Source organism: Burkholderia sp. MSMB2157WGS, from assembly GCF_001532755.1.
Taxonomy (GTDB): domain Bacteria; phylum Pseudomonadota; class Gammaproteobacteria; order Burkholderiales; family Burkholderiaceae; genus Burkholderia.
The window spans coordinates 62,584-85,842 of the sequence record NZ_LPJG01000047.1 but is presented as its reverse complement, the minus strand read 5'-3'; the positions used below and the strand labels follow the sequence as shown (position 1 = coordinate 85,842).

At 67.3% G+C, this 23,259-nt stretch carries 21 protein-coding genes; 20 read left to right on the top strand and 1 reads right to left on the bottom strand.

All coding sequences use genetic code 11. From position 1 onward, the window contains the following. Positions 1-10: 10 nt before the first annotated feature. The 18 genes from WT53_RS28140 to WT53_RS28055 all read left to right on the top strand — a co-directional run bounded on the left by WT53_RS28140 (position 11) and on the right by WT53_RS28055 (position 20,996). The gene (locus WT53_RS28140) at positions 11-670 is read left to right on the top strand and encodes a c-type cytochrome (protein ID WP_034205738.1); all 660 of its coding nucleotides are present in this window, start codon (positions 11-13) and stop codon (positions 668-670) included. Positions 671-705: 35 nt separating this feature from the next. Next, positions 706-1,380, top strand: coding sequence for a hypothetical protein (locus WT53_RS28135; RefSeq protein ID WP_034205737.1), 675 nt, complete (start codon positions 706-708; stop codon positions 1,378-1,380). A 74-nt stretch (positions 1,381-1,454) separates the two neighbouring features. After that, on the top strand, positions 1,455-2,075 hold the full coding sequence (locus WT53_RS28130) for a TetR/AcrR family transcriptional regulator (protein WP_034205736.1): 621 nt from the start codon (positions 1,455-1,457) through the stop codon (positions 2,073-2,075). Between the two features lie 244 nt (positions 2,076-2,319). After that, positions 2,320-3,153 (top strand): phytanoyl-CoA dioxygenase family protein, encoded by an 834-nt coding sequence (locus tag WT53_RS28125; RefSeq protein ID WP_034205735.1) that lies wholly within the window; start codon positions 2,320-2,322, stop codon positions 3,151-3,153. Positions 3,154-3,170: 17 nt separating this feature from the next. Then, positions 3,171-3,584, top strand: a complete 414-nt coding sequence (locus WT53_RS28120) for a RidA family protein (RefSeq protein ID WP_034205734.1) — start codon at positions 3,171-3,173, stop codon at positions 3,582-3,584. A 215-nt stretch (positions 3,585-3,799) separates the two neighbouring features. Next, on the top strand, positions 3,800-5,167 hold the full coding sequence (locus WT53_RS28115; protein WP_034205733.1) for a DUF1329 domain-containing protein: 1,368 nt from the start codon (positions 3,800-3,802) through the stop codon (positions 5,165-5,167). A gap of 78 nt (positions 5,168-5,245) precedes the next feature. Continuing rightward, on the top strand, positions 5,246-7,090 hold the full coding sequence (locus WT53_RS28110) for a DUF1302 domain-containing protein (protein WP_034205732.1): 1,845 nt from the start codon (positions 5,246-5,248) through the stop codon (positions 7,088-7,090). 68 nt (positions 7,091-7,158) lie between these two features. Beyond that, positions 7,159-9,519, top strand: coding sequence for an RND family transporter (locus WT53_RS28105; protein WP_034205731.1), 2,361 nt, complete (start codon positions 7,159-7,161; stop codon positions 9,517-9,519). A 31-nt stretch (positions 9,520-9,550) separates the two neighbouring features. Beyond that, positions 9,551-9,835 (top strand): hypothetical protein, encoded by a 285-nt coding sequence (locus WT53_RS28100; RefSeq protein ID WP_034205730.1) that lies wholly within the window; start codon positions 9,551-9,553, stop codon positions 9,833-9,835. 31 nt (positions 9,836-9,866) lie between these two features. Beyond that, complete coding sequence (locus tag WT53_RS28095) at positions 9,867-10,835, top strand: YCF48-related protein (protein WP_034205729.1); 969 nt, start codon at positions 9,867-9,869, stop codon at positions 10,833-10,835. A gap of 43 nt (positions 10,836-10,878) precedes the next feature. Then, on the top strand, positions 10,879-12,357 hold the full coding sequence (locus WT53_RS28090; RefSeq protein WP_034205728.1) for an FAD-dependent oxidoreductase: 1,479 nt from the start codon (positions 10,879-10,881) through the stop codon (positions 12,355-12,357). Next, on the top strand, positions 12,358-13,029 hold the full coding sequence (locus WT53_RS28085) for a c-type cytochrome (RefSeq protein WP_034205727.1): 672 nt from the start codon (positions 12,358-12,360) through the stop codon (positions 13,027-13,029). It begins immediately after the preceding gene. 173 nt (positions 13,030-13,202) lie between these two features. Next, positions 13,203-14,333: a trans-acting enoyl reductase family protein gene (locus tag WT53_RS28080; protein ID WP_034205726.1), complete on the top strand. Its 1,131-nt coding sequence runs from the start codon at positions 13,203-13,205 to the stop codon at positions 14,331-14,333. 42 nt (positions 14,334-14,375) lie between these two features. Then, positions 14,376-15,929: an AMP-binding protein gene (locus WT53_RS28075; RefSeq protein ID WP_034205725.1), complete on the top strand. Its 1,554-nt coding sequence runs from the start codon at positions 14,376-14,378 to the stop codon at positions 15,927-15,929. A 25-nt stretch (positions 15,930-15,954) separates the two neighbouring features. Further along, positions 15,955-17,196 carry a thiolase family protein gene (locus WT53_RS28070; protein ID WP_034205724.1) on the top strand — a complete coding sequence of 414 codons (1,242 nt, stop codon included), beginning with the start codon at positions 15,955-15,957 and terminating at the stop codon, positions 17,194-17,196. An 11-nt stretch (positions 17,197-17,207) separates the two neighbouring features. Beyond that, on the top strand, positions 17,208-18,692 hold the full coding sequence (locus WT53_RS28065) for an FAD-binding oxidoreductase (RefSeq protein ID WP_034205723.1): 1,485 nt from the start codon (positions 17,208-17,210) through the stop codon (positions 18,690-18,692). A gap of 168 nt (positions 18,693-18,860) precedes the next feature. Next, complete coding sequence (locus WT53_RS28060) at positions 18,861-19,535, top strand: TetR/AcrR family transcriptional regulator (protein WP_179949056.1); 675 nt, start codon at positions 18,861-18,863, stop codon at positions 19,533-19,535. 171 nt (positions 19,536-19,706) lie between these two features. Next, positions 19,707-20,996, top strand: coding sequence for an acyl-CoA dehydrogenase family protein (locus WT53_RS28055; protein WP_034205721.1), 1,290 nt, complete (start codon positions 19,707-19,709; stop codon positions 20,994-20,996). Positions 20,997-21,128: 132 nt separating this feature from the next. On the opposite strand, the gene WT53_RS33080 is transcribed toward WT53_RS28055, so the two are convergent. After that, the gene (locus WT53_RS33080; RefSeq protein WP_006483086.1) at positions 21,129-21,284 is read right to left on the bottom strand and encodes a DUF3309 family protein; all 156 of its coding nucleotides are present in this window, start codon (positions 21,282-21,284) and stop codon (positions 21,129-21,131) included. Positions 21,285-21,486: 202 nt separating this feature from the next. Here WT53_RS33080 and WT53_RS28050 point away from each other — a divergent pair, with 202 nt between their 5' ends. Continuing rightward, on the top strand, positions 21,487-22,161 hold the full coding sequence (locus tag WT53_RS28050) for a histidine phosphatase family protein (RefSeq protein ID WP_034205720.1): 675 nt from the start codon (positions 21,487-21,489) through the stop codon (positions 22,159-22,161). A gap of 19 nt (positions 22,162-22,180) precedes the next feature. Then, positions 22,181-23,212 (top strand): phosphotransferase, encoded by a 1,032-nt coding sequence (locus WT53_RS28045; RefSeq protein WP_034205719.1) that lies wholly within the window; start codon positions 22,181-22,183, stop codon positions 23,210-23,212. The last annotated feature ends 47 nt before the right edge of the window (positions 23,213-23,259 follow it).

The window sequence follows — 23,259 nt, the reverse complement described above, 5'->3', positions numbered from 1 at the left end:
GAGAGCGAAGATGAAGAAACGCATGCTGCTCGTCGCGGCGCTCGTGGCGATCGGTGCATTGCTGGCGCTCTACGGCCCGACGCTGCTCGGCTTCTATCGCCTGCAGCGCCATATCGATACGGCCGCGCAAGCCGATGACGCCGACGGCGGCCCGTGGCCGCGCGTGACCGACGCGTGCATGGGCTGCCACGGCGTGAAGGGCACGTCGCTCAGCCAGGCATATCCGAGCCTCGCCGGCCAGCCGGCGCAATACGTGGCCGCGCAGCTTCGCGCGTTTGCGGGCGGGCAACGCACGAACCCGACGATGGGCCCGCTCGCGATGACGATGAGCGAGGCCGAGATCACGCGGGTGGCCGGCTATTACGCGAAGCAGGCGCCGCTGGATAACCGCTATTTCAAGCCGGATGCACGACTGCGCACGAAAGGCGAGCAATTGGTAACGGGCGGCGCATGCGCGGCCTGCCACGGTGCGCGGTTGACGGGGCAGGCGCAGTTCCCGCGGCTGGCCGGGCAGGGTTACGACTATCTGCTCGCGCAGCTCGACGCGTTCGCGATGGGCTCGCGCAGCGAGGCGACCGGCACGATGCAGCGCGTCGCGCAGGCGATGTCGGCGGACGATCGGGCGGCGGTGGCGACCTATCTTGCGAGCCTCGCCCCCGCCAGGCAGTGAATCAACGGCAGCAATCGACTTCGGGAGTTCGAACCATGGATCACAGATCACTTGTCCTTTGTCTTGCCAGCGCGACGCTTGCGATGACGACCGGCGTCTACGGCTTCAAGTTCGTGCGCAAGCGCAACTTCCTGCTCGGCTTCGAGTGGTGGATCGTGACGATCTCCGCGTCCAACGCGGTGATCTTCTTCGCGACCGAATCGCCGGTGTCGTACTTCATTTCGCACTTCCTCGACGCGTTCTCGCGCGGGTTCGGGATGCCGGTGATCGCGGTCGCGGGCCTGATGGCCGTCACGCACGGCTACCGGCCGTCGCTGCGGCAGGACGTGACGCTGTTCGTGCTCGCGACGCTCGGGACGGTCGCGCTCGTGGCCGGTGTGTTGCAGCACGCGCTGCCGTACTTCTACGTGGCGATGTGGACGCTGATGTCGATCTATCTCGCCAGCTTCGTGTGGCGGCTCGTGCGTGCCGGCCATACGCTCCATGCGCTGACGACGACGTTCGCGCTCGTCGCGTCGCAGGCGGTCGCGTGCATCTACGATTTCTACAAGATTCCCGGCGAGGAAACCAACGTCGTATTCAACTTCTACGTACTGGCGTTGCTGACCTGGTCGTACCTGACCGCCGCGCTCTATCACGCGTATTGCGCACTGGAGCGCGACGCCGGACCGAACAACGTGAACGCGAGCGTCCTGTCGTATCCGAAATGAGTCGCGCCATCGCGGAAGCGGACGCGGCTCGCGCCGGTTGCAGGTCCGGCCGCGGCGAATCGCGGAGCGCACGGATGGACCGGGTTCGCCTGACCCGCGCCGAGCGGCGCGATGCGACGCGCGAACGCCTGATCGACGCCGCGCGCGCGATCTTCGCGGAGAAGGGGTATGCGGCCGCGAGCGTGGAAGACATTGCCGCGGCGGCCGGGCATACGCGTGGCGCGTTCTACTCGAACTTCCGCGGCAAGGCCGACGCGCTGTTCGAGCTGCTGCAGCGCGATCAGGGCGAGGCTGCCGCGGCATTGCAGCGGATCGTCGGTTCGCATGACCCGGCCGACGACGCGCAGCACGCGATGCTCGCGTACTGGCGAAGGGGCACGACCCGCTCTGCATCGCGCCTGATGTGGCTCGACGCGCAGCTCCAGGCAGCGCGCGATCCGCGGTTCCGCGCGCGCTTCGGCGCGTTGCTGCGCGAGCGGCAGGCGCTCGCGGCCGCGTGCATCGACGCGTATGCGGCGCGGGCCGGCGTGTCGCTGCCGTTGCCTGCGCCGGTGCTGGCGCTCGGCCTGACCGCGCTGTGCGACGGCTTGCAGTCGTGCGTCGCGGCCGACGCGCGAAGCATGGCCGACGCGCTGGCCGACGCGGTGCTGGTCGGCTTCGTCACGCACACGGTGTTCGACCGCGTGCGCGGATGAAGGCGCGAAGAAGCGGCAGCCGTGCGCTGTCGTGTGCGTGTATGAAGGCCGAAAGCCGATTGTCATGACGGGCCGGCGGCGGGCGGCGACATACGTTCGATCATGCAGACGAAACAGGGAATACCCCGTCTTTTTCTTTTCATTATTTTTGTCATGATGACCTAACATAGTCATCGTGTTCTACTGGTGACCGGCAATGAAGACGAACCGCCGGTCGTGGGCTGAACGAATCGGGAGATGAACGATGGATGCAATGACGCGCAAGGCGTTCTTCGAGGACGGAGCCGTGCTCGTGGAAGGGGTGCTCGACGACGAACAACTCGCGCAATGCCGCGCGGTGTTCGACTGGGGGATGGAGAACCCGGGGCCGATGGCGACGACGCTGCTCGACGGCACCGAATACCAGTCGCACAACGACAACGCGAACCCGTATGCGAAGGCGCGGCTCGACGCACTGGTCGGCACGCTGCCGTTCGGGCAGTTGTTCGCCGACCTGTGGGGCTCGAAGCACGTGTGGTACTTCGCCGAAGAGCTGTTCATGAAGGCCGGCGGCAAGAGCGCACGCTCGCCGTGGCACCAGGACACGTCGTACCTGCCGTGGCAGGGGATGCATTTCGGCAACGCGTGGATCAGCTTCGAGCACGTACCGAAGCGCAATGCGCTCGAGATCGTGCGCGGCTCGCATCACGGTGTGCGGCATGACGGCACGACGTTCCAGAACGCCGACGATCCGACCGACCCGTTGCATGGTGGCGACGTGTGGCCGCGCTTGCCGGACATCGAGGCCGAGCGCCGTGCGGCGCCGGATGCGTACGACATCCTGTCGTGGGAAACGAAACCGGGCGACGTGCTGCTGCTTCATCCAGGCGTGCTGCACGGCGGCGGCGCGGTCGACGCCGATTTCCCCGATCGCCACACGCTCGTGCTGCGCTTTTTCGGCGACGACGCGGTGTTCAGTCCGCTGCCGGACGAAAGCCGCTCGGGATTCACGCCGGCCGGCGTGCTGTTCGTCGAGGAACTCGCCGCGCTGAAGGCCGGCGATCCGTTCCGCGCGCCGTGTTTCCGTCAACTCGTCTGAACCGGGAGATTTTCATCATGACAGCCACTCCGAAGCGGCAATCGATCGTGCCGGCAGCGTTCCAGCCGTGGTACGACGCGTACCACTTCTCGCCGGCGACGCGCGTCGGCGACACGATCTGGGTGTCGGGCCAGGTCGGCCTCGACGCGCAGATGCAGCCGGCCGACGGCGTGCAGGCGCAGGCGCGGATCGCGTTCGAATGCCTGAAGACGATTCTCGAGGAAGCCGGCGCGAGTCTCGTCGACGTCGTCGAACTCACGACCTTCCATACGGATCTGCAACGCGAGACCGAAGGCTTCGCCGCGGTCAAGGACGTGTATTTCCCCGACCGTTACCCGTCGTGGACGGCGGTCGGCGTCACGCAACTGGCGCTGCCGGGGCTGTGCGTCGAGATTCGCGCGGTGGCGGTGGCCGGGTCCGGCAAGGGCTGACGGAAGGCACGACGGTTTTTCGCCGGTTCTGCGTTCCATTCGAATCGCAGTCCTGACGAAAAATACCGCAATGGCAGTCGAGCGGCAAGCGATCGGCCGGAGAAACCCCGGCCGGTGCGACCAGGTGCGACGTCGTCGTCGACTGACGGCGACGATCGAAACAAACGAGGTTTCGTCCGGAACGGGCGAGCGAAGGCGGAGCAGCAAGGAGAACCATGATGAAGAAGCATCGTTTCTGGACCACGTCCGCGATCGCGGCCGCTGCATGTGTCGCGATCGGCACCGCCGTCGCGGCGGACGATCTGACGCCGGCCGGCGCCGACCGCTCGGCGAGCAAGGACGGCGCGGTGCCGGCTTATGCCGGCAAGCAGTCGCCCGACGCCGGCTGGGAGTGGGGCAAGGTGCGCGGCGATTTCTGGAAGCATCGCAACGAGAAGCCGCTCTACTCGATCGACGCGGCGAACGTCGACAAGTATGCGGACAAGCTGTCGCCCGGCCAGGTCGCGCTGATCAAGCAGAAGAAGGGCTACCGGATGGACGTCTATCCGTCCCATCGCGAATGCCAGTTGCCGGATGCCGCCGAGCAGAACTCGAAGGCGAACCTCACGGCCGCGAAGCTGGATGCGAGCGGCGAGAACCTCGCCGCGGCCGCGTTGCCCGGTGTACCGTTTCCGCAACCCAAAAGCGGCATCGAAGCGATCCTGAACTACGAGATGCGCTATCGCGGCGAAGGCGTCGAATGGGCGCAGGTCGTCACGAGCATTTCGCCGCGCCCCGGCAGCAGTGAATGGATCGACGCGGTCGGCCCGCAGACTTTCTACTTCCCGTCGGCCAAGCTCGGCAAGACGTCGCCGCAGGACGTCGACCAGTTGAGCGCCGCCGTCTACTTCCAGATGAACTCGCCGGCCGCGCTGGCCGGGCAGGCCTTCGTCCAGCGGCAGTACTTCAACAAGGACTCGGAGACCTACTACTACTTCCCGGGCCAGCGCCGCGTGCGACGCATGCCGGCCTATACGCACGACGCGCCGTTGATCGGCTTCGAGAACCAGTACCTGATCGACGAGGCCAACATGATCAACGGCTCGCTCGACCGGTTCAACTGGAAGCTGGTCGGCAAGAAGGAAATGCTCGTCCCGTACAACGCGTTCGGCATGTACCGGTTCAAGAGCAAGCTGCACGACGTCGCGACGCCCGACGGCCTCGCCGCGGCGAACCGTCGGTACGAGACGCACCGGGTGTGGGTCGTCGAGGCGACGCTGAAGCCGAGCGCGCGACACGTCGCGTCGAAGAAGGTGTTCTATCTCGACGAGGACAGCTGGCTTGCGCTCGTCGGCGAGGACTACGACGCGCAGGGCAAGCTGTGGAAGGTGCGGGAAAGCTACCCGATTCCGGTGTGGGAGCTCGGCGGCACCTGCGACAACGAACCGCTCGCGCAGTACGACATGATCAACGGCCGCTACGTGTTCGATGCGTCGTCGATCGGCCAGGGCAAGGACATTCGCTGGTTCGGTCAGGCCGACGATCCGCGCTTCAAGCAGGATTTCTACACGGCGGAATCGCTGCGCTCGGTCAGCGAACGTTGACGGAGACCGGCTGACGGATACAAGGGCCGGCGCGCGCAAAGATCGTGCGCCGGCATCGAACAGGGGCGGAGGCGGATCATGGAACCGGCACGGTTATTCAGGAATACTACGATATCGTTGGCGATGGCGGGCGCCGCGACGTCGAGCGCGTATGCGTACGATTTCACGGCGGGCGGCGGCGCCGTGCAGGGCTCGTGGGTGACGAACCTGACGGCGGGAGCCGGCATCCGGACCAAAAACCCGAGCTGCTCGCTCACCGGCGATCCGAACGCGTTCGGCTGCGGTGCGGGCGCGAACACGAACCAATGGGGCTACGCGGACGACGGCGACCTGAATTATCGCAAGGGCCAGCCGTTCAGCACCTACGTCAGCGCGACCAGCGAGCTGCTGCTGAAGATGCCGGGCGAAGGGTTGAAGTTCATGGTGCGCGGCACGGGCATGTACGACTTCATGGCCCGGAACACGAATCGCACGCCGTTGTCGAGCACGGCGGCCGCGCAGGTCGTCTACAACGCGCAACTGCTCGACCTGTGGGCGCAGAAGGATTTCACGATCGGCGGGCGCAACGCGCACGTGCGGCTCGGCAACCAGGTGATCAACTGGGGCGAGAGCATGTTCGCGCAAAGCGGCATCAACGCGACGAACTCGATCGATGCGCAGAAACTGCTGATTCCCGGCTCGCAGCTCAAGCAGGCGCTGCTGCCCGCGCCGATGGCGAGCTTCGCGGCCGACCTCTCGCACGGGTTCAGTACCGAGGCGTATTACCAGTTCCAGTGGAACGGCAACCGCTATCCGCCGGTCGGGTCGTACTGGTCGGTGACGAACGGTTTCGGCCGCGGCGCGGAGCCGTTCACGATCAACACGAACAACCTGAACGTGACCGGGCCGAGTGCGGGCACGATCGCCAACGCGATCGGCGGACCGGGCGCGGCCGGCAACCAGGACACGCTCAACGCGATCAGGAACGGGCTCGTGAACGGCGCCTACGCCGGGCCGCCGTTCAACGACATCGGCCTGCCGAGCACGACGACCCTGCCGGCGAAATACCGGCCGCAGTTCGGCGTGAAGTTCAACTACTCGCCGCGCGCGTTCGACGCGAACTTCGCGTTCTACTACCTGAACTACACCGACAAGTCGCCGGTGCTCGCGTCGCTCGCGAACGGCACCGAGCAATGGTCGTATCTCGGCCGGCGCCAGTTGTTCGGCGTCAGCGCGAACTTCGGCGTCGGGCCGTGGGCGATCGGCACCGAGTTGTCGTACCGGCCGCGCGATGCGGTCGCGCTGTCGGGGTGCTACGGCGCGGGCGGCCCGCTCGACCTGAACACGAACGGCGTGGCCGGCGTGGACTGCCAGCAATGGGTCGACAAGAAGAAGTTTCAGTACGACATCAACGGATTGCTCGCGCTCACGCGCAGCGAGTACCCGTTCCTGAAGCTGCTCGGCGCCGATTCGGCCGCGCTGACGTGGGAACTGACGTGGATCTACTACCCGGGGCTGAGCTCGAGCGGCGTCACGCGCACGGTTGGCGGGCAGACCGTCACGCAGGTGCCGCAGACCGGCTACCTGCCGTGGCTGAACAACGGGTCGGCGGCCGGCTATCCGATCGGGATGGGCCAGGGCACGTCGAGCTCGGTGGGCGCGACGATCGACTTCAACTGGACCTATGACGGTTCGCTGATTCCCGGCTGGCAAGTCACGCCGGGCGTGACGTTCTCGACCGGCCTGTACGGCTACACGCCGACCTTCACCGCGAATTACATGCAGGGCGCGAAGTCGCTGAACGTCTACGTGCTGTTCAACCAGAACCCGCCGAACTGGCAGGCTGGCATCAACTTCACCGCGTTCTGGGGCGGCCACAACACGGTGGGCCAGCCTTATGCGGACCGCAATTTCGTCGGCTTGTTCGTCACGCGGAATTTCTGACGGCGGCGGATGGCAAGCGGCAGGTGGCAGGTGGCGTACGCCACCGGAATACATGAAGGGGTAACGTCGTGCTCAATCGTCTGGTCAGTCGCCTGGAAAGGCTTTTCTTCGGTCATCGCGCGATCGTGCTCGCGGCGATCGCGTTGTTCACCGTCGCGATGGCCGTGTTCGCCGTGCAACTGCGCATGGATGCCGGCTTCGACAAGCAGATGCCGATCGGGCACGAGTACATCCGCACGTTCCAGCAATACCGCAACGACCTGCTCGGCGCGAACCGGATCACGGTGGTCGTGCGCGCGAAGCACGGCTCGATCTGGTCGAAGCAGGGGCTGACGCGGCTGTACGACGTCACGCAGGCCGTCACGTACCTGCCGAACGTCGACCGGATCGGCGTGCGCTCGTTGTGGACGCCGAACGCGTTCGTCAACGAAGTGACCGACGAAGGGTTTCGCGCCGAGCCGATCATTCCCGGCACGGTGACGCCCGACCAGTTGACGCCCGACATCGTGGCGCGCGTGCGCCGCGCGACGACGCTCGGCGGCTACGTCGGCACGCTCGTGTCGCACGGCGAGGACAGCGCGATGATCACGGCCGAGCTGAACGAGCGCGACAGCGCCGGCAAGGTGCTCGACTACGTCGCGTTCAATCGCCTGCTCGAAGACAAGATCCGCAAGCCGTTCGAGGATGCCGGCTACGAGATCCAGATCATCGGCTTCGCGAAACAGATCGGCGATATCGCCGACGGCGCGACGGCCGTGCTCGGCTTCTGCGCGATCGCGCTCTTGCTGACCACGCTTGCGGTGTACTGGTACTGCCATTCGGTGCGCTTCACGGTGCTGCTGGTCGCGTGCTCGCTCACGTCGCTCGTGTGGCAGTTCGGCACGTTGAAGCTGCTCGGCTTCGGCCTCGATCCGCTCGCGGTGCTCGTGCCGTTCCTCGTGTTCGCGATCGGCGTATCGCATGGGGTGCAGCAGGTGAACTTCATCGTCCGCGAGATCGCGCACGGGCGGAGTTCGTTCGATGCGGCGCGCCACAGCTTCAGCGGCCTCTTGATCCCCGGCGTGCTCGCGCTGATCACCGCGTTCGTGTCGTTCATCACGCTGCTGCTGATCCCGATCCCGATGGTGCGCGAGCTGGCAATCACCGCGTCGCTCGGCGTCGCGTACAAGATCGTGACGAACCTGATCCTGCTGCCCGTCGCGGCATCGTGCTTCAACTTCACGAAAGCCTATGCGGACGCTTCGCTGAAGCGCGCGCAGCAACGTGCGAAGCCGCTGCGTGTGCTCGCACGCGTGGCGGAGCCGAAGGTCGCGGGCGTCGCCGTCGCGCTGACGGCGGCGATCTTCGCGCTCGCCGCGTGGCAGAGCCGCGACCGCGTGATCGGCACGCTGCAGCCGGGCGCGCCGGAGCTGCGCGCGGACGCCCGCTTCAACCGCGACGCGACGTCGATCGCCGGCAACTACGACATGGGCCTCGACTGGCTGACGGTGGCAATCGAATCGACCGGCAACGCGTGCGACAACCCGGCGGTCGGGCTGTACGAGGACGACTTTTCGGCGGCGATGAAGACCGAGCCGGGCGTCGTGTCGGTGCAGTCGTATTCGGCGATGCTGCGCGCATACAACCAGGGCTACAACGAGGACTTCCCGAAGATGAACGTCGTGCCGATCGCGCCCGAGAACTACGGCGCGGTGTCGGTCGACGTGTCGCGCCTGAAGGGCTTCATGAGCCGCGACTGCGGGATGACGGCCGTGCACCTGTTCCTGACCGACCACAAGGCGACGACGATCAACCGCATCCTCGACGACGTGAAGCAATACCGTGCATCGCATCCGTTCCCGGGCATCACGGTGCGGCTGGCCGCCGGCAACGCGGGCGTGCTCGCCGCGACGAACGACGAAGTCGAGAAGAGCGAGCTGCCGATGATGCTCTACGTGTATGCGGCGATCCTGGTGCTCGTGTTTCTCGCCTATCGCGACTGGCGCGCGATGCTCGCCTGTTGCGTGCCGCTGTCGGTCGCGACCTTCATCGGCTACTGGTTCATGAAGGAACTGCAGATCGGGCTGACGGTCGCGACGTTGCCGGTGATGGTGCTGGCGGTGGGGATCGGCGTCGATTACGCGTTCTACATCTACAACCGGCTGCAGGTGCATCTCGCAGGCGGACAGGACATCGTGAAGGCAGTGCAGCACGCGATGCTCGAAGTGGGCGTCGCGACGATCTTCACCGCGATCACGCTGGCGATCGGCGTCGCGACGTGGAGCTTCTCGGCGCTCAAGTTCCAGGCCGACATGGGCAAGCTGCTCGCGTTCATGTTCATCGTGAACCTGGTGATGGCGATGACCGCGCTGCCCGCGCTCGCGTCGCTGCTCGAGCGCTGGTTTCCGCGCCGCAAGCCGGCTCGCGCGCCGGGCCTGTTCAGCCACTGAAGCCGACGAACATTCCGACGGAGATCCAGTCATGGTCAAGACCTTTGCTGTGTGCGGCGCACTTTGCGTCGTGGCGACAGGCTTCGCACGCTTCCACGAAACGGTTGCGCAACAGCCCGCGCCGGCCCGCGCGTTCGCGACCGACGTGAAACGCGTCAGCGTGCGCCACGCCACGGGTGACGAAACGGCTGCGTCGCCGTCGTCGAACGACGGCGACGCCGGGCGTCAGACGGCGGCCGAGCAGGGTGCCGACAAGCCCCCGGCCGTCGCGCTCGGCGTCGCGCATGCCGGCTGGTCGGTGCTGTTCAGTCACTGATGCCCGCGCACACCATCACGGAGGTTCATCGATGATCAAGACACTCGTTGCCTGCACCGCGCTCTGCGCGGCCGCCGCGGCCCTCGCGCAACCGCAGGACGGAACGGTGGCGGCCTGGGCCGCGAAACCCGCGCATGCATGGGCCGCGCCGGCACACCGGATGCTGATGGACGCGGCGCGCGCCGGCGCGCGGATCGTCGCGGTCGGCGAGCACGGCATCGTGCTGCTGTCCGACGACGACGGCAAGACCTGGCGGCAGGCGCGACGCGTGCCGGTATCGGCGACGCTGTCGGCCGTGTCGTTCGCCGACGCGAAGCACGGCTGGGCCGTCGGCCAGTGGGGGGCGATTCTCGCGACCGACGACGGCGGCGACACGTGGGTCACGCAGCGGCTCGATACGTCGGTCGATCAGCCGCTGTTCTCGGTGCTGTTCACGAACGCGCGCGACGGCATTGCCGTCGGCCTGTGGTCGCTGATGCTGCAGACGCACGACGGCGGCAAGACGTGGGCGCGCACGACGCTGCCGAAGCCGCCGGGCGGCGGCAAGGCCGACCGCAATCTCTATCACGTGTTCGCCGACGCCGCGCAGGCGCTCTACATCGTCTCCGAACAGGGGATGGTGCTCAAGTCGGCCGACGGCGGCGCGAACTGGACCTATCTGCCGACGGGTGGCAAGGGGACGTTGTGGTCGGGCGTCGCGACGCCGGACGGGCGGATCGTGGTGGGCGGGCTGCTCGGCAGCCTGTTCGAGAGCCGCGACGGCGGCGCGACGTGGGCGGCGCAGCACACCGGCACGCGCAGCTCGATCACCGATCTCGTCGCGACCGGCGGCGGCCTGACCGGCGTCGGGCTGGACGGCCTCGTGCTGACGCAGCGCGTGGCCGGCGGCCCGTTCGACGTCGTGCAGCGCGCGGATCGCGCGACGCTGACCGCCGCGCTGATCGACGCGCGCGGCAAGCCGGTGCTGTTTTCGCAGGACGGCGTGCTGGCCGCGCCATGAGTCGAATCGATCGATAAAAACGAGGAAGCATGGAGCATTCGAAATGAAGCGCAAGGACAAGCCGGACATGCAGGCCCGGCGGCGGATATTGCGCGCCGCGGCCGCGGGCGCCGCGTCGCTCGCGGCCGGCGAGGTGTCGTTCGCCGAAGGCGCGGCGTCGGCATCGGCCGATCGCGGCGTGTTCGATGTCGTCGTCATCGGCGCCGGGCTCGCGGGGCTGACCGCCGCGCGTGACCTGAAGCGCGCCGGATGCGAATCGTTCGTCGTGGTCGAGGCGCGCGATCGCGTCGGCGGGCGGACCTACAATCACGATCTCGGCCGTGGCGTGGTGTCCGAAGCCGGCGGCCAGTGGATCGGCCCGGGGCAGACGGCGATCGCCGATCTCGCCCGCGAACTCGGCGTCGATACGTTCCCCACGTATTACGCGGGCAAGACCGTCGTGCTGGCGGGCGACACGCGTGTCGCCCAGGATTTCCACGGCGGCTCGGGCGGCGACGACGCGATCGGCGCGAAGCTCGGCGCACTCGCACGCGGCGTGCCGTCGCGCGAACCGTGGACCGCGCAGCGCGCGGCGGAGCTCGACAAGCTGACCTACGGCGACTGGCTGCTCAAGCAGGGCGTGACCTACGAGGACGGCTACTTCCTCGGCCTCGCGGCAAAGCTGTCGCTCGGCGGCGCGCCGGCGCAGCTCGGATTGCTGCACTACCTGTCGATGATCAACAGCGCCGATTGCGACTACGCGAAGCTCGAATCGACCAAGGGCGGCGCACAGGAAACGCGCTTCGTCGGCGGCTCGCAGGTGTTGAGCCTCCGGATGGCGAGCGAACTCGGCGCGAAGGTGCGACTGTCCTGCCCGGTGCGCAAGATCTCGGGCTGGGATCGCGACGTGGTCGACGTGCAGACCGATCGCGGCGTGCTGCGCGCGCGGCGCGTGATCGTCGCGCTCAATCCGGCGCTGTGCCAGCAGATCGCGTTCGATCCGCCGCTGCCGGAAGGCCGCGCGCAGTTGCAGCGGAACTGGCCGGCGAATGCGCCGATGCGCAAGACGGTGCACGTGTACGACCGGCCGTTCTGGCGCGACGGCGGCTACAACGGACAGATCTTCGAAGTCGGCGGCCCGGTGTTCATGGCGTACGACAACTCGCCGCCGGACGGCTCGGTGGGTGTGCTCGCCGCGTTCGTCGCGCCGGGCGCGCTGCCGGCCGAACCGAAGGCGGCCGAGCGAACGCTGTCGGCCATCTTTGCCCGCGCACTCGGCGACGAGGCGCTGCATCCGACGCAGTTCCACGACTACGACTGGGGCCGCGTCGATCCGTGGACGCTGCAGTGCATCCACCCGCTGCCGCCCGGCTTCTGGACGAAATGGGGCAAATTCCTGCGGCCGGAAGTCGGCCGGCTGATCTGGTCGGGTACCGAGACGGCCGACCTGTGGCCCGGCGCGATGGACGGCGCGGTGCGCGCCGGGCATCGCGCGGCGTTGCAGGCGCTCGGCAAGCTGGCCGGCCGCGGCGGGGAGGCCTGAATGAAACGAACCTGGATGAACGGCGCCGCGCTGTTGTTGGCGGGCGGTGCGGCGGCCGGCGTGCTGTACGGCCCGGACCTCCTCGACGGCATGCGTTACCAGAAGGCGATGGCCGCGATCGGCGAAGCCGACAAAGCCAACGGCGGCGCGTGGCCGCAGGCTCAGGAGACGTGCTTCTTCTGCCACGGCGCGCATGGACAGTCGCAGAACGCGTGGTATCCGTCGCTGTCGGGCCAGCCGGCCCCGTATATCGCCGCGCAACTGCGTGCGTTCGCCGCGGACCAGCGCCGCAACGCGTACATGGGGCCGCTTTCGCGCGAACTCGACGACGCGAAGATCGACGCGCTGGCGACCTACTTCGCGCGACAGGCGCCGGCGCGCAACGAACCCGTGCCGGCCGACGCGGCGCTCGACAAGCGCGGGATGGCGCTGGTCGACGCGCGAAGCTGCCGCGCGTGTCACGGCGCGGCGCTGACGGGCAAGGATCCGGCCCCGCGCCTCGCCGGCCAGGGACAGCTTTACCTGGAAGCGCAACTGGCGGCGTTCCGCTCGGGCGAGCGGCACGATCCGACCGGTGCGATGAACGGGTTGGCCGCGACGTTGTCGGGCGACGACACGCGTGCCGTTGCGCATTATCTGGCCGGTCTGTCGCCGGGCGGAGCGGCGAAATGATGCGCAAAACGCGTCGGGGCCGGGAATACCCTGCCTTTTTCTTTACCGTTTACTTTGTCATAGTGACCTAAGATTGGTAATGTGTTCTACAAAAGGACGCACCGGATACGAAGCAGCAGTACCCGACCTCGAACCGAACCGGTTCTCGACAATTCACGTTTCAGGAGACAAGCATGGCTAAGCACCCCGTCGTCGTTTATGGCGCAAGCGGTTACACCGGCATGTTGATCATGGACTGGCTGATCGACCAGAACATCCCGTTCACGGCGGTCGCGCGCAATGCGGCCCGCGCGAAGGACATGATGGCGCAGCGCGTCGTGCGGCTCGAATCCGCGCAATACGAAATCATCGAAGCGGAGCACGACGTCGATGCGCTCGTGAAGGCTTTCCGCGGTGCGAAGGTGGTGTGCAACACGGTCGGGCCGTTCTCGAGCTTCGGGCTCGTCGGCGTCGAGGCCGCGCTGAAGGCCGGCTGCCACCACCTCGATACGACCGGCGAACAGTCGTATATCCGTGCCGTGCGCGACGAATTCGGCGAGCAGTATCGCCAGGCCGGCCTGCTGGTGTCGTCGTCGAACGCCTACATGTACACGTTCGCCGAGATCGCCGCCGAGCTCGCGCTCGAAACGCCGGGCATCGATGCGCTGGAGACGGCCACGCTGACGCGCGGCCCGCGCGGTGCGGCCGGCGTGAGCATCGGCTCGACCGCGACGATCTTCGACGGCGCCCGCCACGAGTCCTGCTACCTGTGGGAGAAGGCGCTCGTGCCGCACGCCGCGGACGCATCGTTTACCGTCGCGACGCCCGAGCTGATGCAGCCGGTGTTCTGCCTGCCGTGGGGCGGCACGTCGCTGCCCGTCTATTTCGAGCACGATGCGCGCGTGCGCAGCTGCATCTCCTGCGTGGGCTTCTACGACAACAACGTGATGAAGCTGGTGCACCAGTTCGGGCAAAAGTGGGAAGCCGAATACAAGCACCTGCCTCGCGAACAGCAGGACGAGGTGCTGAAGCAGGTCGTCGCGTCGACCACGCCGACGATGCCGCCGCGCGAGCGCACGACGATCCAGCGCAGCGTCGATGTCGCGATCGGCCGCGGCCAGCTCGCGGCGGTGCGCGCGACCGTGCACGGCGTCACGCCGTACATCTCGACGGGCGCGATTCACGCGGCCGGCGTGCTCAAGCTGCTCGACGGCGATACCGCGCGCACGGGCTTCGCGTCCGGCTCGAAGGCATTCGGTCATCGCTACCTGCTCGGCTTCCTCGAACAGCGCGGGCTCGCGCGCGCGACGGTCACGCAGCTGTGACGGCCGCCGCCGCACCGGTACAGACCCAACGGAACTTGTGACATGGCCATTATCGATTTCTACGACCGCGGGTGGCGGCTCAATCCCGACGGCATCGCGTATATCCAGGACGAGCGCAACTACACGTTCCAGGAGATCGGCGAGCTGTCGTGCCGCATCGCCAACGGCTTGTTCGCCGCAGGCTTCGCGAAGGAGGCGAAGGCGGCGGTGTGGGCCGACAACGACGTGATCGGCTGGAGCTGCGCGCTCGGGATGTGGCGCGCCGGGCTCGCGTACATCCCGGTGAACGGCCGCAACGCGGTGGCCGAGAACCAGTACGTGCTCGATGCGTTCGACTGCGAAGTGCTGTTCTTCCATCAGGCGTTCGCGGCCGCGATCGATGCGCTGCGGCCGAGCCTGCCGAAGATCCGGCTGTGGGTATGTCTCGACGCCGACCTGCCGTGGGCGCCGTCGCTGGCGGCGTGGAGCGAGCGCCAGCCGGCGACGCCGCCGGTCGTCGATTACGCGATGGACGACGTCGTCGCGCTGTCGGCCACGGGCGGCACGACGGGTGCGCCGAAGGGCGTGATGAACACGCATCGTTCGCTGCAGACGTACTTCGCGCAATTCATGATCGCGATGACGTACGACGATGTGCGCCCCGTGAATCTCGCCGCGGCGCCGATGACGCACACGGCCGGCATGATGTCGCTGCCGTGCACCGCGCGCGGCGGCACGGTGGTCGTGCTGCCGAAGCCGGACCCGGCGTTGCTGCTCGGCGCGATCGTCAAGCATCGCGTGACCGAGTTCTTCCTGCCGCCGACCGTAATCTACCGGCTGCTCGATATCCCCGGCATCGAGCAGGTCGATTTCTCGTCGCTGCGCTACTTCCTGTACGGTGCCGCGCCGATGTCGGTCGAGAAGCTCAAGCGCGCGATCGACGTGTTCGGCCCGGTGATGACGGGCGGTTACGGGCAGACCGAGGCGCCCGCGTCGATTTCGTACCTGACGCCGGCCGAGCATTTCGTCGACGGCAAGCTGGCGCCCGACACGCGACTCGCGTCGGTCGGCCGCCCGAATCCGCTGGTGCGCGTCGAGATCGTCGGCGAGCGCGGCGAGTTGCTGAAGCAGGGCGAGACCGGCGAGATCTGCGTACGCGGCGATCTCGTGATGAAGGGCTACTACCGCGCGCCGGACAAGACGGCCGAGACGATCGTCGACGGCTGGCTGCACACCGGCGATATCGGCCATCTCGATCGCGATGGCTATCTGCACATCACCGACCGCAAGAAGGACATGATCATCAGCGGCGGCTTCAACGTCTATCCGAGCGAAATCGAGCAGGTGATCTGGGCGCATCCGGCCGTGCAGGACTGCGCGGTGATCGGCGTGCCCGACGACAAGTGGGGCGAGGCCGTGAAGGCGGTCGTCGAGCTCAATGCCGGGCAGCAGGTGAGCGCGGAAGAGCTCGTCGCGCTGTGCAAGGAGAAGCTCGGCTCGGTGAAGGCGCCCAAGAGCGTGGACTTCGTCGCCGCGCTGCCGCGCAGCACGGCCGGCAAAGTGTTGAAGAAGGACCTGCGCGAACGGTACTGGCAAGGCCGGCAACGCAGGATCTGAACCTGCTTCATATGGATTCCATACGATGAGCAACATCTACATCGCCGGTATCGCGATGACCGTGTTCGGCCGGCATCTCGAGCGCAGCCTCGACGATCTGGCGAGAGAGGCGCTGCAGCGCGCATTGCGGGACGCCGGCTGCCATGCCGACGCGATCCGCGCCGCGTTCTACGCGGGCATCACCAACGGCGCGCTGCAAGGGCAGCTGTCGATTCCCGGTCAGGTCGTGTTCAGCAAGATCGGCCTCGAAGGCATCCCGGTGTTCAACGTCGAGAATGCGTGCGCGTCGGGCAGTACGGCCGTGCACCTCGCCGTGCGGCAGTTGCAGTCGGGCGCATGCGACGTCGCGCTCGCGCTCGGCGCGGAAAAGATGAACGTCGCGGACAAGGCGAAATCGTTCGCGCTGTTCGAGGCCGGCTGGGACGTGTCGCGCGTCGACGAGAATTTCGCGATGCTCGCGCGGCTCGGCGAAGGGATCGAGCCGCCGCCCGGCTCGGAATCCGACCGCCCGTACAGCCGCTTCATGAAGATCTACGCGGCGCTGTGCCGGCATCACATGCACACGTACGGCACGACCCAACGGCAGATCGCCGCCGTGTCGGCGAAGAACCACGGGCATTCGGTGCACAACCCGTACTCGCAGTTCCGCCAGCCGTTCACGATCGACGAGGTGCTGGCGGCCGCTCCGATCACGTACCCGATCACGCTGCCGATGTGCGCACCGCTGTCGGATGGCGCGGCGGCCGCCATCCTCTGCACGGAAGAAGGGCTGGAACGCATCGGCGCCGACCGCAGCCGCTGCGTCCGGATCGCCGCGAGCGTGATCCGCAGCTTCACGCGGCGGCGCATCGACGAGCCGCACAAGCACATCGGCCGGCTCGCCGCATTCCAGGCGTACGAGCAGGCCGGCGTGGGGCCGGAGGACATGGACGTGGCCGAAGTGCACGACGCGTCGGCGATGGGCGAAATCATCCAGGCCGAGAACCTCGGCTTCGTGCCGTTCGGCGAAGGCGGACCGGCCGCCGAGCGCGGCGAGTTCACGCTCGGCGGGCGCATCCCGATCAACACGTCGGGCGGCCTCGAATCGAAGGGGCATCCGCTCGGCGCGACCGGCATCGGTCAGTTGTACGAACTGGTCACGCAGTTGCGCGGCGAAGCGGGCGCACGGCAGGTGGACGGCGCCCGCCATGCGATCCAGGAGAACGGCGGCGGCTTGCAGGGCGTCGAAGAGGCGGCACTGGCGATTCACATTCTCAGCAGGGATTGACGGAGACGGACATGGGCGACGCACACGGCGCAATGGCGCTCGGGCAAGTGGCGCAGACAGGGCGGACGACGCGACCGGCGTCGGGCGGGGTCGGTGCGGCAGCGGCGATGCAGGCGGCGGGCACCGATGCGGGCGGGGCGCTCGTGCGCTGGGGCGAGGAAATGCGCGCCGACGCCGCGTTGCGGAAATATCGTCCCGTCGGCGGCTGGATCGAACCGCCCGAGCGCGCGCAACCGGCGCTCGAAGGCGACGTGCAGGCGGATGCGATCGTCGTCGGCGCCGGCTTTGCCGGCCTGTCGACCGCGCTGGAGCTGGCCGCGCGCGGTGCGAGCGTCGTCGTGCTCGAGCGCGAGTTCGCGGGCTTCGGCGCGAGCGGGCGCAACGCCGGCTATCTCGCCGGCGGCCAGGGGCTCGAATACGAGCTGTTTCTCAAGCGGGTCGGCCACGAACAGGCGAAGCGGATCGTCGGCTTCTACGACGAAGGCGTCGCGTACGTCGAACGCAAGCTCGCCGAATACGCGATCGACTGCGACTACCGCGCATCGGGCATCATTCGCGCGGGCGTGCATCCGTCGCAGGAAAAGCGCCTGCGCGAGAGCATGGCCACCGGGATCGAACTCGGCTCGCCTGCGCAGTTTCTCGATCGCGCGGCGATGCGCGAGCGCGGGATTCCACCGGCGTTCCTGTTCGGCGCGTACGTGCCGGGCGGCGGCACGCTCGATCCCGGCAAGTACGTGACGGGCTTGCGGCGGGCTGCGCTCGCGGCCGGCGTGAGACTTTACGAGAACACCGCGCTGCTCGAATTCGACGCGGGCGAGACGGTGCGCGTGCGCACCGCGCGCGGCAGCGCGAGTGCGCCGGTGCTGGTGCTCGCGACCAATGCGTACACGCCGCAACTCGGCCTGCTCGGCGACAAGGTGATGCCGCTGCGCGTATCGGCGCTCGAGACCGAGCCGCTGTCCGACGCGCAGCTCGAGGCGCTCGGCTGGCCGAATCGCGAGGGCATCGTCACGCCGCATCTGACGATGGAAAGCCACCGCCTGACCGCGCGCAACACGCTGTTGCTGACGACCAAGCGGCTGCACTACGTATACGGCTCGCAGACGCCGAACGTGCCGGACGGCGACACGTATCGCGCGCTTCTGAAGACGCTGCACGCGCGCTTTCCGCAACTCGGCGACGTGCCGGTGCGTGCTTGCTGGAGCGGCTACATCTCGTTCGCGGGCGATGCGTTGCCGGTGGTCGGCGCGGCCGGCGCGCACGGCAACGTGTTCTACACGGCCGGGTGCTCGGGGCATGGCGTCGGCACGCAATCGCTGATCGGCCGCGTGCTGGCCGAGCGCATTCACGACGGGCGATCGCCGCTGCTCGACGCGTTGACGCACAAGACGCCGTCGGTGCCACCCGAGCCGCTGCGATGGTGTGCGATGACCGCGATGCTCGGCGTCGCGAACCTGCTCGACGAACGCGTGAATCGCAAGGTGCGGCCGATGTAGCGGCGCATGCGGTCGTCGCGACGCGAAAACGCGCATCCGGCCGGGCCATCCGACGGAAGGGGCGGCTCGATGGAAAATGCAGCTCGCATCGGGTATAGTCGTTGGCGCTCCGTAAGGGACGGAGCGCCCATTCGACGAAGCCGAAACGCCCTCTTCACGACGAACACGATGACAGTGTCCAACGAGCCGCGCAGCACGAAAAAGCGACGCACCTCGACTCCCGCCGCCGCAGCCGGCAACACCGACGGCTTGCGGGCGCAGGGCCTGCGCACCCGCAACACGATCATTCGCGTCGCACGCAAGCTGCTGCTCGACGGCGGCCCGCTGGAATTCTCGCAGCGCGCGGTTGCCGCGGCCGCCGGCATCAGCGTCAGCAATCTGCAGTACTACTTCCCGACCCGCATCGCCGTGTTGCGGGCCGTCATCGAACCGGTCATCGACACCTATCTCGACGACATGAAGCGCGCGATGAGCAGCGAAGCGTCCCCGCGCGACGTGTTCGAAGAGATCATGCAGCGCTCGATCGCCGATGCGAAGGATGCCAAGTACAACGCACTGTTCCGGCATTTGCTGTCGTTTGCGGCTACCGATGCCGAATGTTTCAAGCTCTACGACGAGTGGTACACGACGCTGACGCGCGACCTCGCGCAACTGCTGCGCGCCGTCAATCCGGCGTTCAGCGCGGCCGACAGCCGGCATGCGGCGACGATGCTGATCGCGCTGGCCGACGGCCTCGCAATGCAGTACGGTACCGGGCGGCTGACGCAGGCGCTCGATGCGTATTTCCTCGCGACGTCGCGCGCGATCGCCTACGGCACGCTGACGGGTCCGGCCGGCAAGTAACCGCACGCGCCTGCAGCGGCCAAGCGAACCGGGACAGGGGAATACCCTGTCTTTTTTTTGCTTCCTGTGTTTGTCATGATGACCTATGTTTGGTATGTATTACTAGATGTGGGATGGCCGGGCGCGTCCGCTGCCGGGCCGACATGATTCGAGTCCAGGAGGAGAACGGAGATGATTCGTCTGAACAAGTCCGCGGCGCTGCCCGCGGTCGGCATGACCGGCTTCGAGACGCCGCTGAGCGAAGAGGAAAGCGCAATCCAGCACACGGTTCATCGTTTTGCGCGCGACGTGCTGCGGCCGATCGGCCGCGAGCTCGACCGGATGACGGCGGAGGACGTGATTGCCCCCGGCTCGCCGTACTGGGCCGCGATCGTCGAGAGCGCGAAGCTCGGGCTCGATCCGCAACTGATCGCGCAGTTTCCGCCGGAGACGGCCGTGCGCATCGAGTCGTTGATCGGCGAGGAGCTCGGCTGGGGCGATTCGGGCCTCGCCGTGTCGATCGGTGCGGCCACGATGCCGTTGATGATGGCGCACACGGTCGGCAACGCCGAACTGATCGAGATGTGCGCGGGCAAGGTCGGCTGCTGGATGAACACGCAGCCCGATCGCGGGTCGGATGCGGCAATCCTGTATCGGCAGGAGCTCGCCGGGAACGGCCGACAGCCGGTCGGCAACGTGACCGCGAAGGTCGGCGCCGACGAGATCGTGATCAACGGGCAAAGCTCGGCGTGGATCTCGAACGGCTCGGTCGCGCAGGTCGCGCTCGCGTACATGGCGGCCGACTACGGCGACGGCTTCTACGGCGAAGGCGAGCGCAGCGCGTTCACGAACGGCATCGCGATGATCCTGCCGCTCGATCTGCCCGGCGTGTCGCGCGGCAAGCCGCTCGACAAGATCGGCCAGCGCGCGCTGCCGCAGGGCGAGATCTATTTCGACAACGTGAAGGTGCCGAAGCGCTTCGCGGTCGCGCTGAAGGACGACTATCTCGGCAACCTCGCATCGACGTGGTCGTATGCGGGCACGCACATGTGCCAGGTGTTCGTCGGCGCGGCGCGGGCCGCATTCGAACTGGCGCTCGCGTATTGCCACGAGCGCAAGCAGGGCGGCGCGCTGCTGATGGATCACCAGATGACGCACCTGCGCATCGGCGAGATGCTGCGCCGGCTCGAAATGGCGCGCGCGATCGCGCGCCGCAGCCTCGCGTTCTCGCGGATGTCGCCCCAGAGTCATCCGTATGCGACCGCGCAGGCGAAGGTCAGCGTGACCGAGGAAGCGATGAAGATCACGCACGAGGCGTTTCAACTGTTCGGCGGCAACGGCACCACGCGCGAATTCCCGATCGAGAAGCTGTTCCGTGACGTGCGTTCGGCCCTGATCGAGGATGGCGAGAACTACATCCTCGCGTCGCGTCTCGGCGTGCTGGCAGGCCAGCTTTACGAGAACGGATGGACGCGCGAATAAGCGGGGGGCGAACGGGTCGCGCGGCCGGGCTTTCCGTTGCGGCTTACTTTCGCGTGTAAAGAAGACACGGCGGCCGGACCGGCCCGCTGGAACGGAACGCGCGTGCCCATGCAGCGGCACGCGCGTCCGGACTCAGATGCGACCGAGCAGCACCAGTATCACGACAATGACGACGATCAGCCCGACGGTCCCCGACGGCCAATAACCCCAGCTTCGGCTATGTGGCCATGCGGGAAATGCTCCGATGAGCAACAGAATCAGAACGATGATGAGGATCGTACCGAGCATCGCATCCCTCCTGGATTTATTCGACACGGTGTGCGCCGACGCAATTCGCGTGCCGCGCCGGCGTGCAGGTGAAAGCCGGCGCAAGCGCATTGTCTGGATCCCGTGAATTCATGTGATGAATACCGATCGATTCAGGAAATAAATTTCAAAAATGCACGCCCGGTCGCTATGCTGGGCCTTCGGTTTCCCTCAGGCGAGCGCAATGGCTGAACTCTTTCTGGTACGGCACGGGCAGGCGTCATTCGGCACCGACGACTACGACCGGCTGTCCGCGGTGGGCGACCAGCAGGGCGTCTGGCTCGGCGAATACTTCGCGCGGCAGGGCCTGACGTTCGACCGCGTGATCTGCGGCACGATGAACCGCCATGCGCAGACGGTCGCCGCGATCCTGCGCGGAATGGGCCGCGAAGGCGTCGCGGTCGACCGCCATCCGGGCCTGAACGAATACGATTTCCACGGGCTGTTCGCGGCAGCCGCCAGCGACTATCCGGAGATCGCGCGGCTCGCGGCCGGCTCGATGAAGGAACACTTCCGCGCGCTGCGGCAGGTACTGCACCTGTGGACCGAGGACAAGCTCGGCGATGCGGCCCCCGAAACCTGGGCCGATTTCCAGCAGCGCGTGGCCGACGCGCGCGCCGCGATCCGCCACGGCGGCGGCCAGCGCGTGCTGGCGGTGAGTTCCGGCGGCCCGATCGCGGTCACCGTGCAGCAGGTGCTCGCGGCGCCGCCGTCGAGCGCGATCGCGCTGAACCTGCAGATCCGCAACAGCAGTCTTTCGCAGTTTTTCTTCAACGCCGACGCGTTCCACCTCGCGTCGTTCAACGGCATCCCGCATCTGGAGGATCCCGAACGACACGCGCTGCGGACCTACGGCTGACCCACGAACGATCGCGACGATGACGAACCCTTCCCCGCAACTCGACGTAGCCCGCCTCACGCGCTATCTGGAAACGCATGTGCCGGGCTTCGAAGGCCCGGTCGACATGGAGAAGTTTGTCGGCGGCCAGTCGAATCCGACTTTCCTGCTGAAGGCGAAGAGCGGCCGCTACGTGCTGCGCCGCCAGCCGCCGGGCGAACTGCTGAAATCCGCGCACGCGGTCGACCGCGAATTCCGCGTGCTGCGCGCGCTGTCGGGCACCGCGGTGCCGGTCGCGCATCCGTATCACCTCTGCGAAGACCGCGACGTGATCGGCAGCCTGTTCTACGTGATGAGTTTCGAGGATGGCCGGATTTTCTGGGATCCCGCGCTGCCGGAACTGCCGAAGGCCGAGCGCGCGACCTGCTACGACGCGCTGCTGCAGACGATGGCCGCGCTGCACGACGTCGATGTCGACGCGGTGGGCCTCGCCGACTACGGCCGCCCGGGCAACTACTTCGAACGCCAGATCGGCGTGTGGACGAAGCAGTATCGCGCGGCCGAAACCGGGCGCCTCGACGCGATGGAGACGCTGATCGACTGGCTGCCCAAAGCGTGCCCCGAGGACACGGGCCGGCCGGCGCTGGTGCACGGCGATTTCCGGATCGACAACCTGATGTTCGCGCGTGACGGCTATCGCGTGCAGGCCGTGCTCGACTGGGAACTGTCGACGCTCGGCAACCCGCTCGCCGACCTCGCGTATTTCTGCATGTGCCTGCGGCTGCCGTCCGGCGGGCAGGTGCGCGGGCTGGCGGGCCAGGATCGCGCGGCGCTCGGCATTCCTGACGAAGCGGCGATCGTCGCGCGCTACTGCGAGCTGCGCGGCATCGCGCCGATCCGCGACTGGCATTTCTACCTCGCATTCAGTTTCTTCCGGCTCGCGGCGATCGCGCAGGGCGTGAAGGCGCGCGCGCTGCAGGGCAACGCATCGAGCGAGCAGGCGCTGCGCGTCGGCGAAATGGCCGGCCGGCTGGCCGAAATGGCCGTCGGCGCGATCGACGCGCATCGCTGACGGCGCCGCGAAGCGCCGCGCGGCGACACGACATCCCAATCAATGGA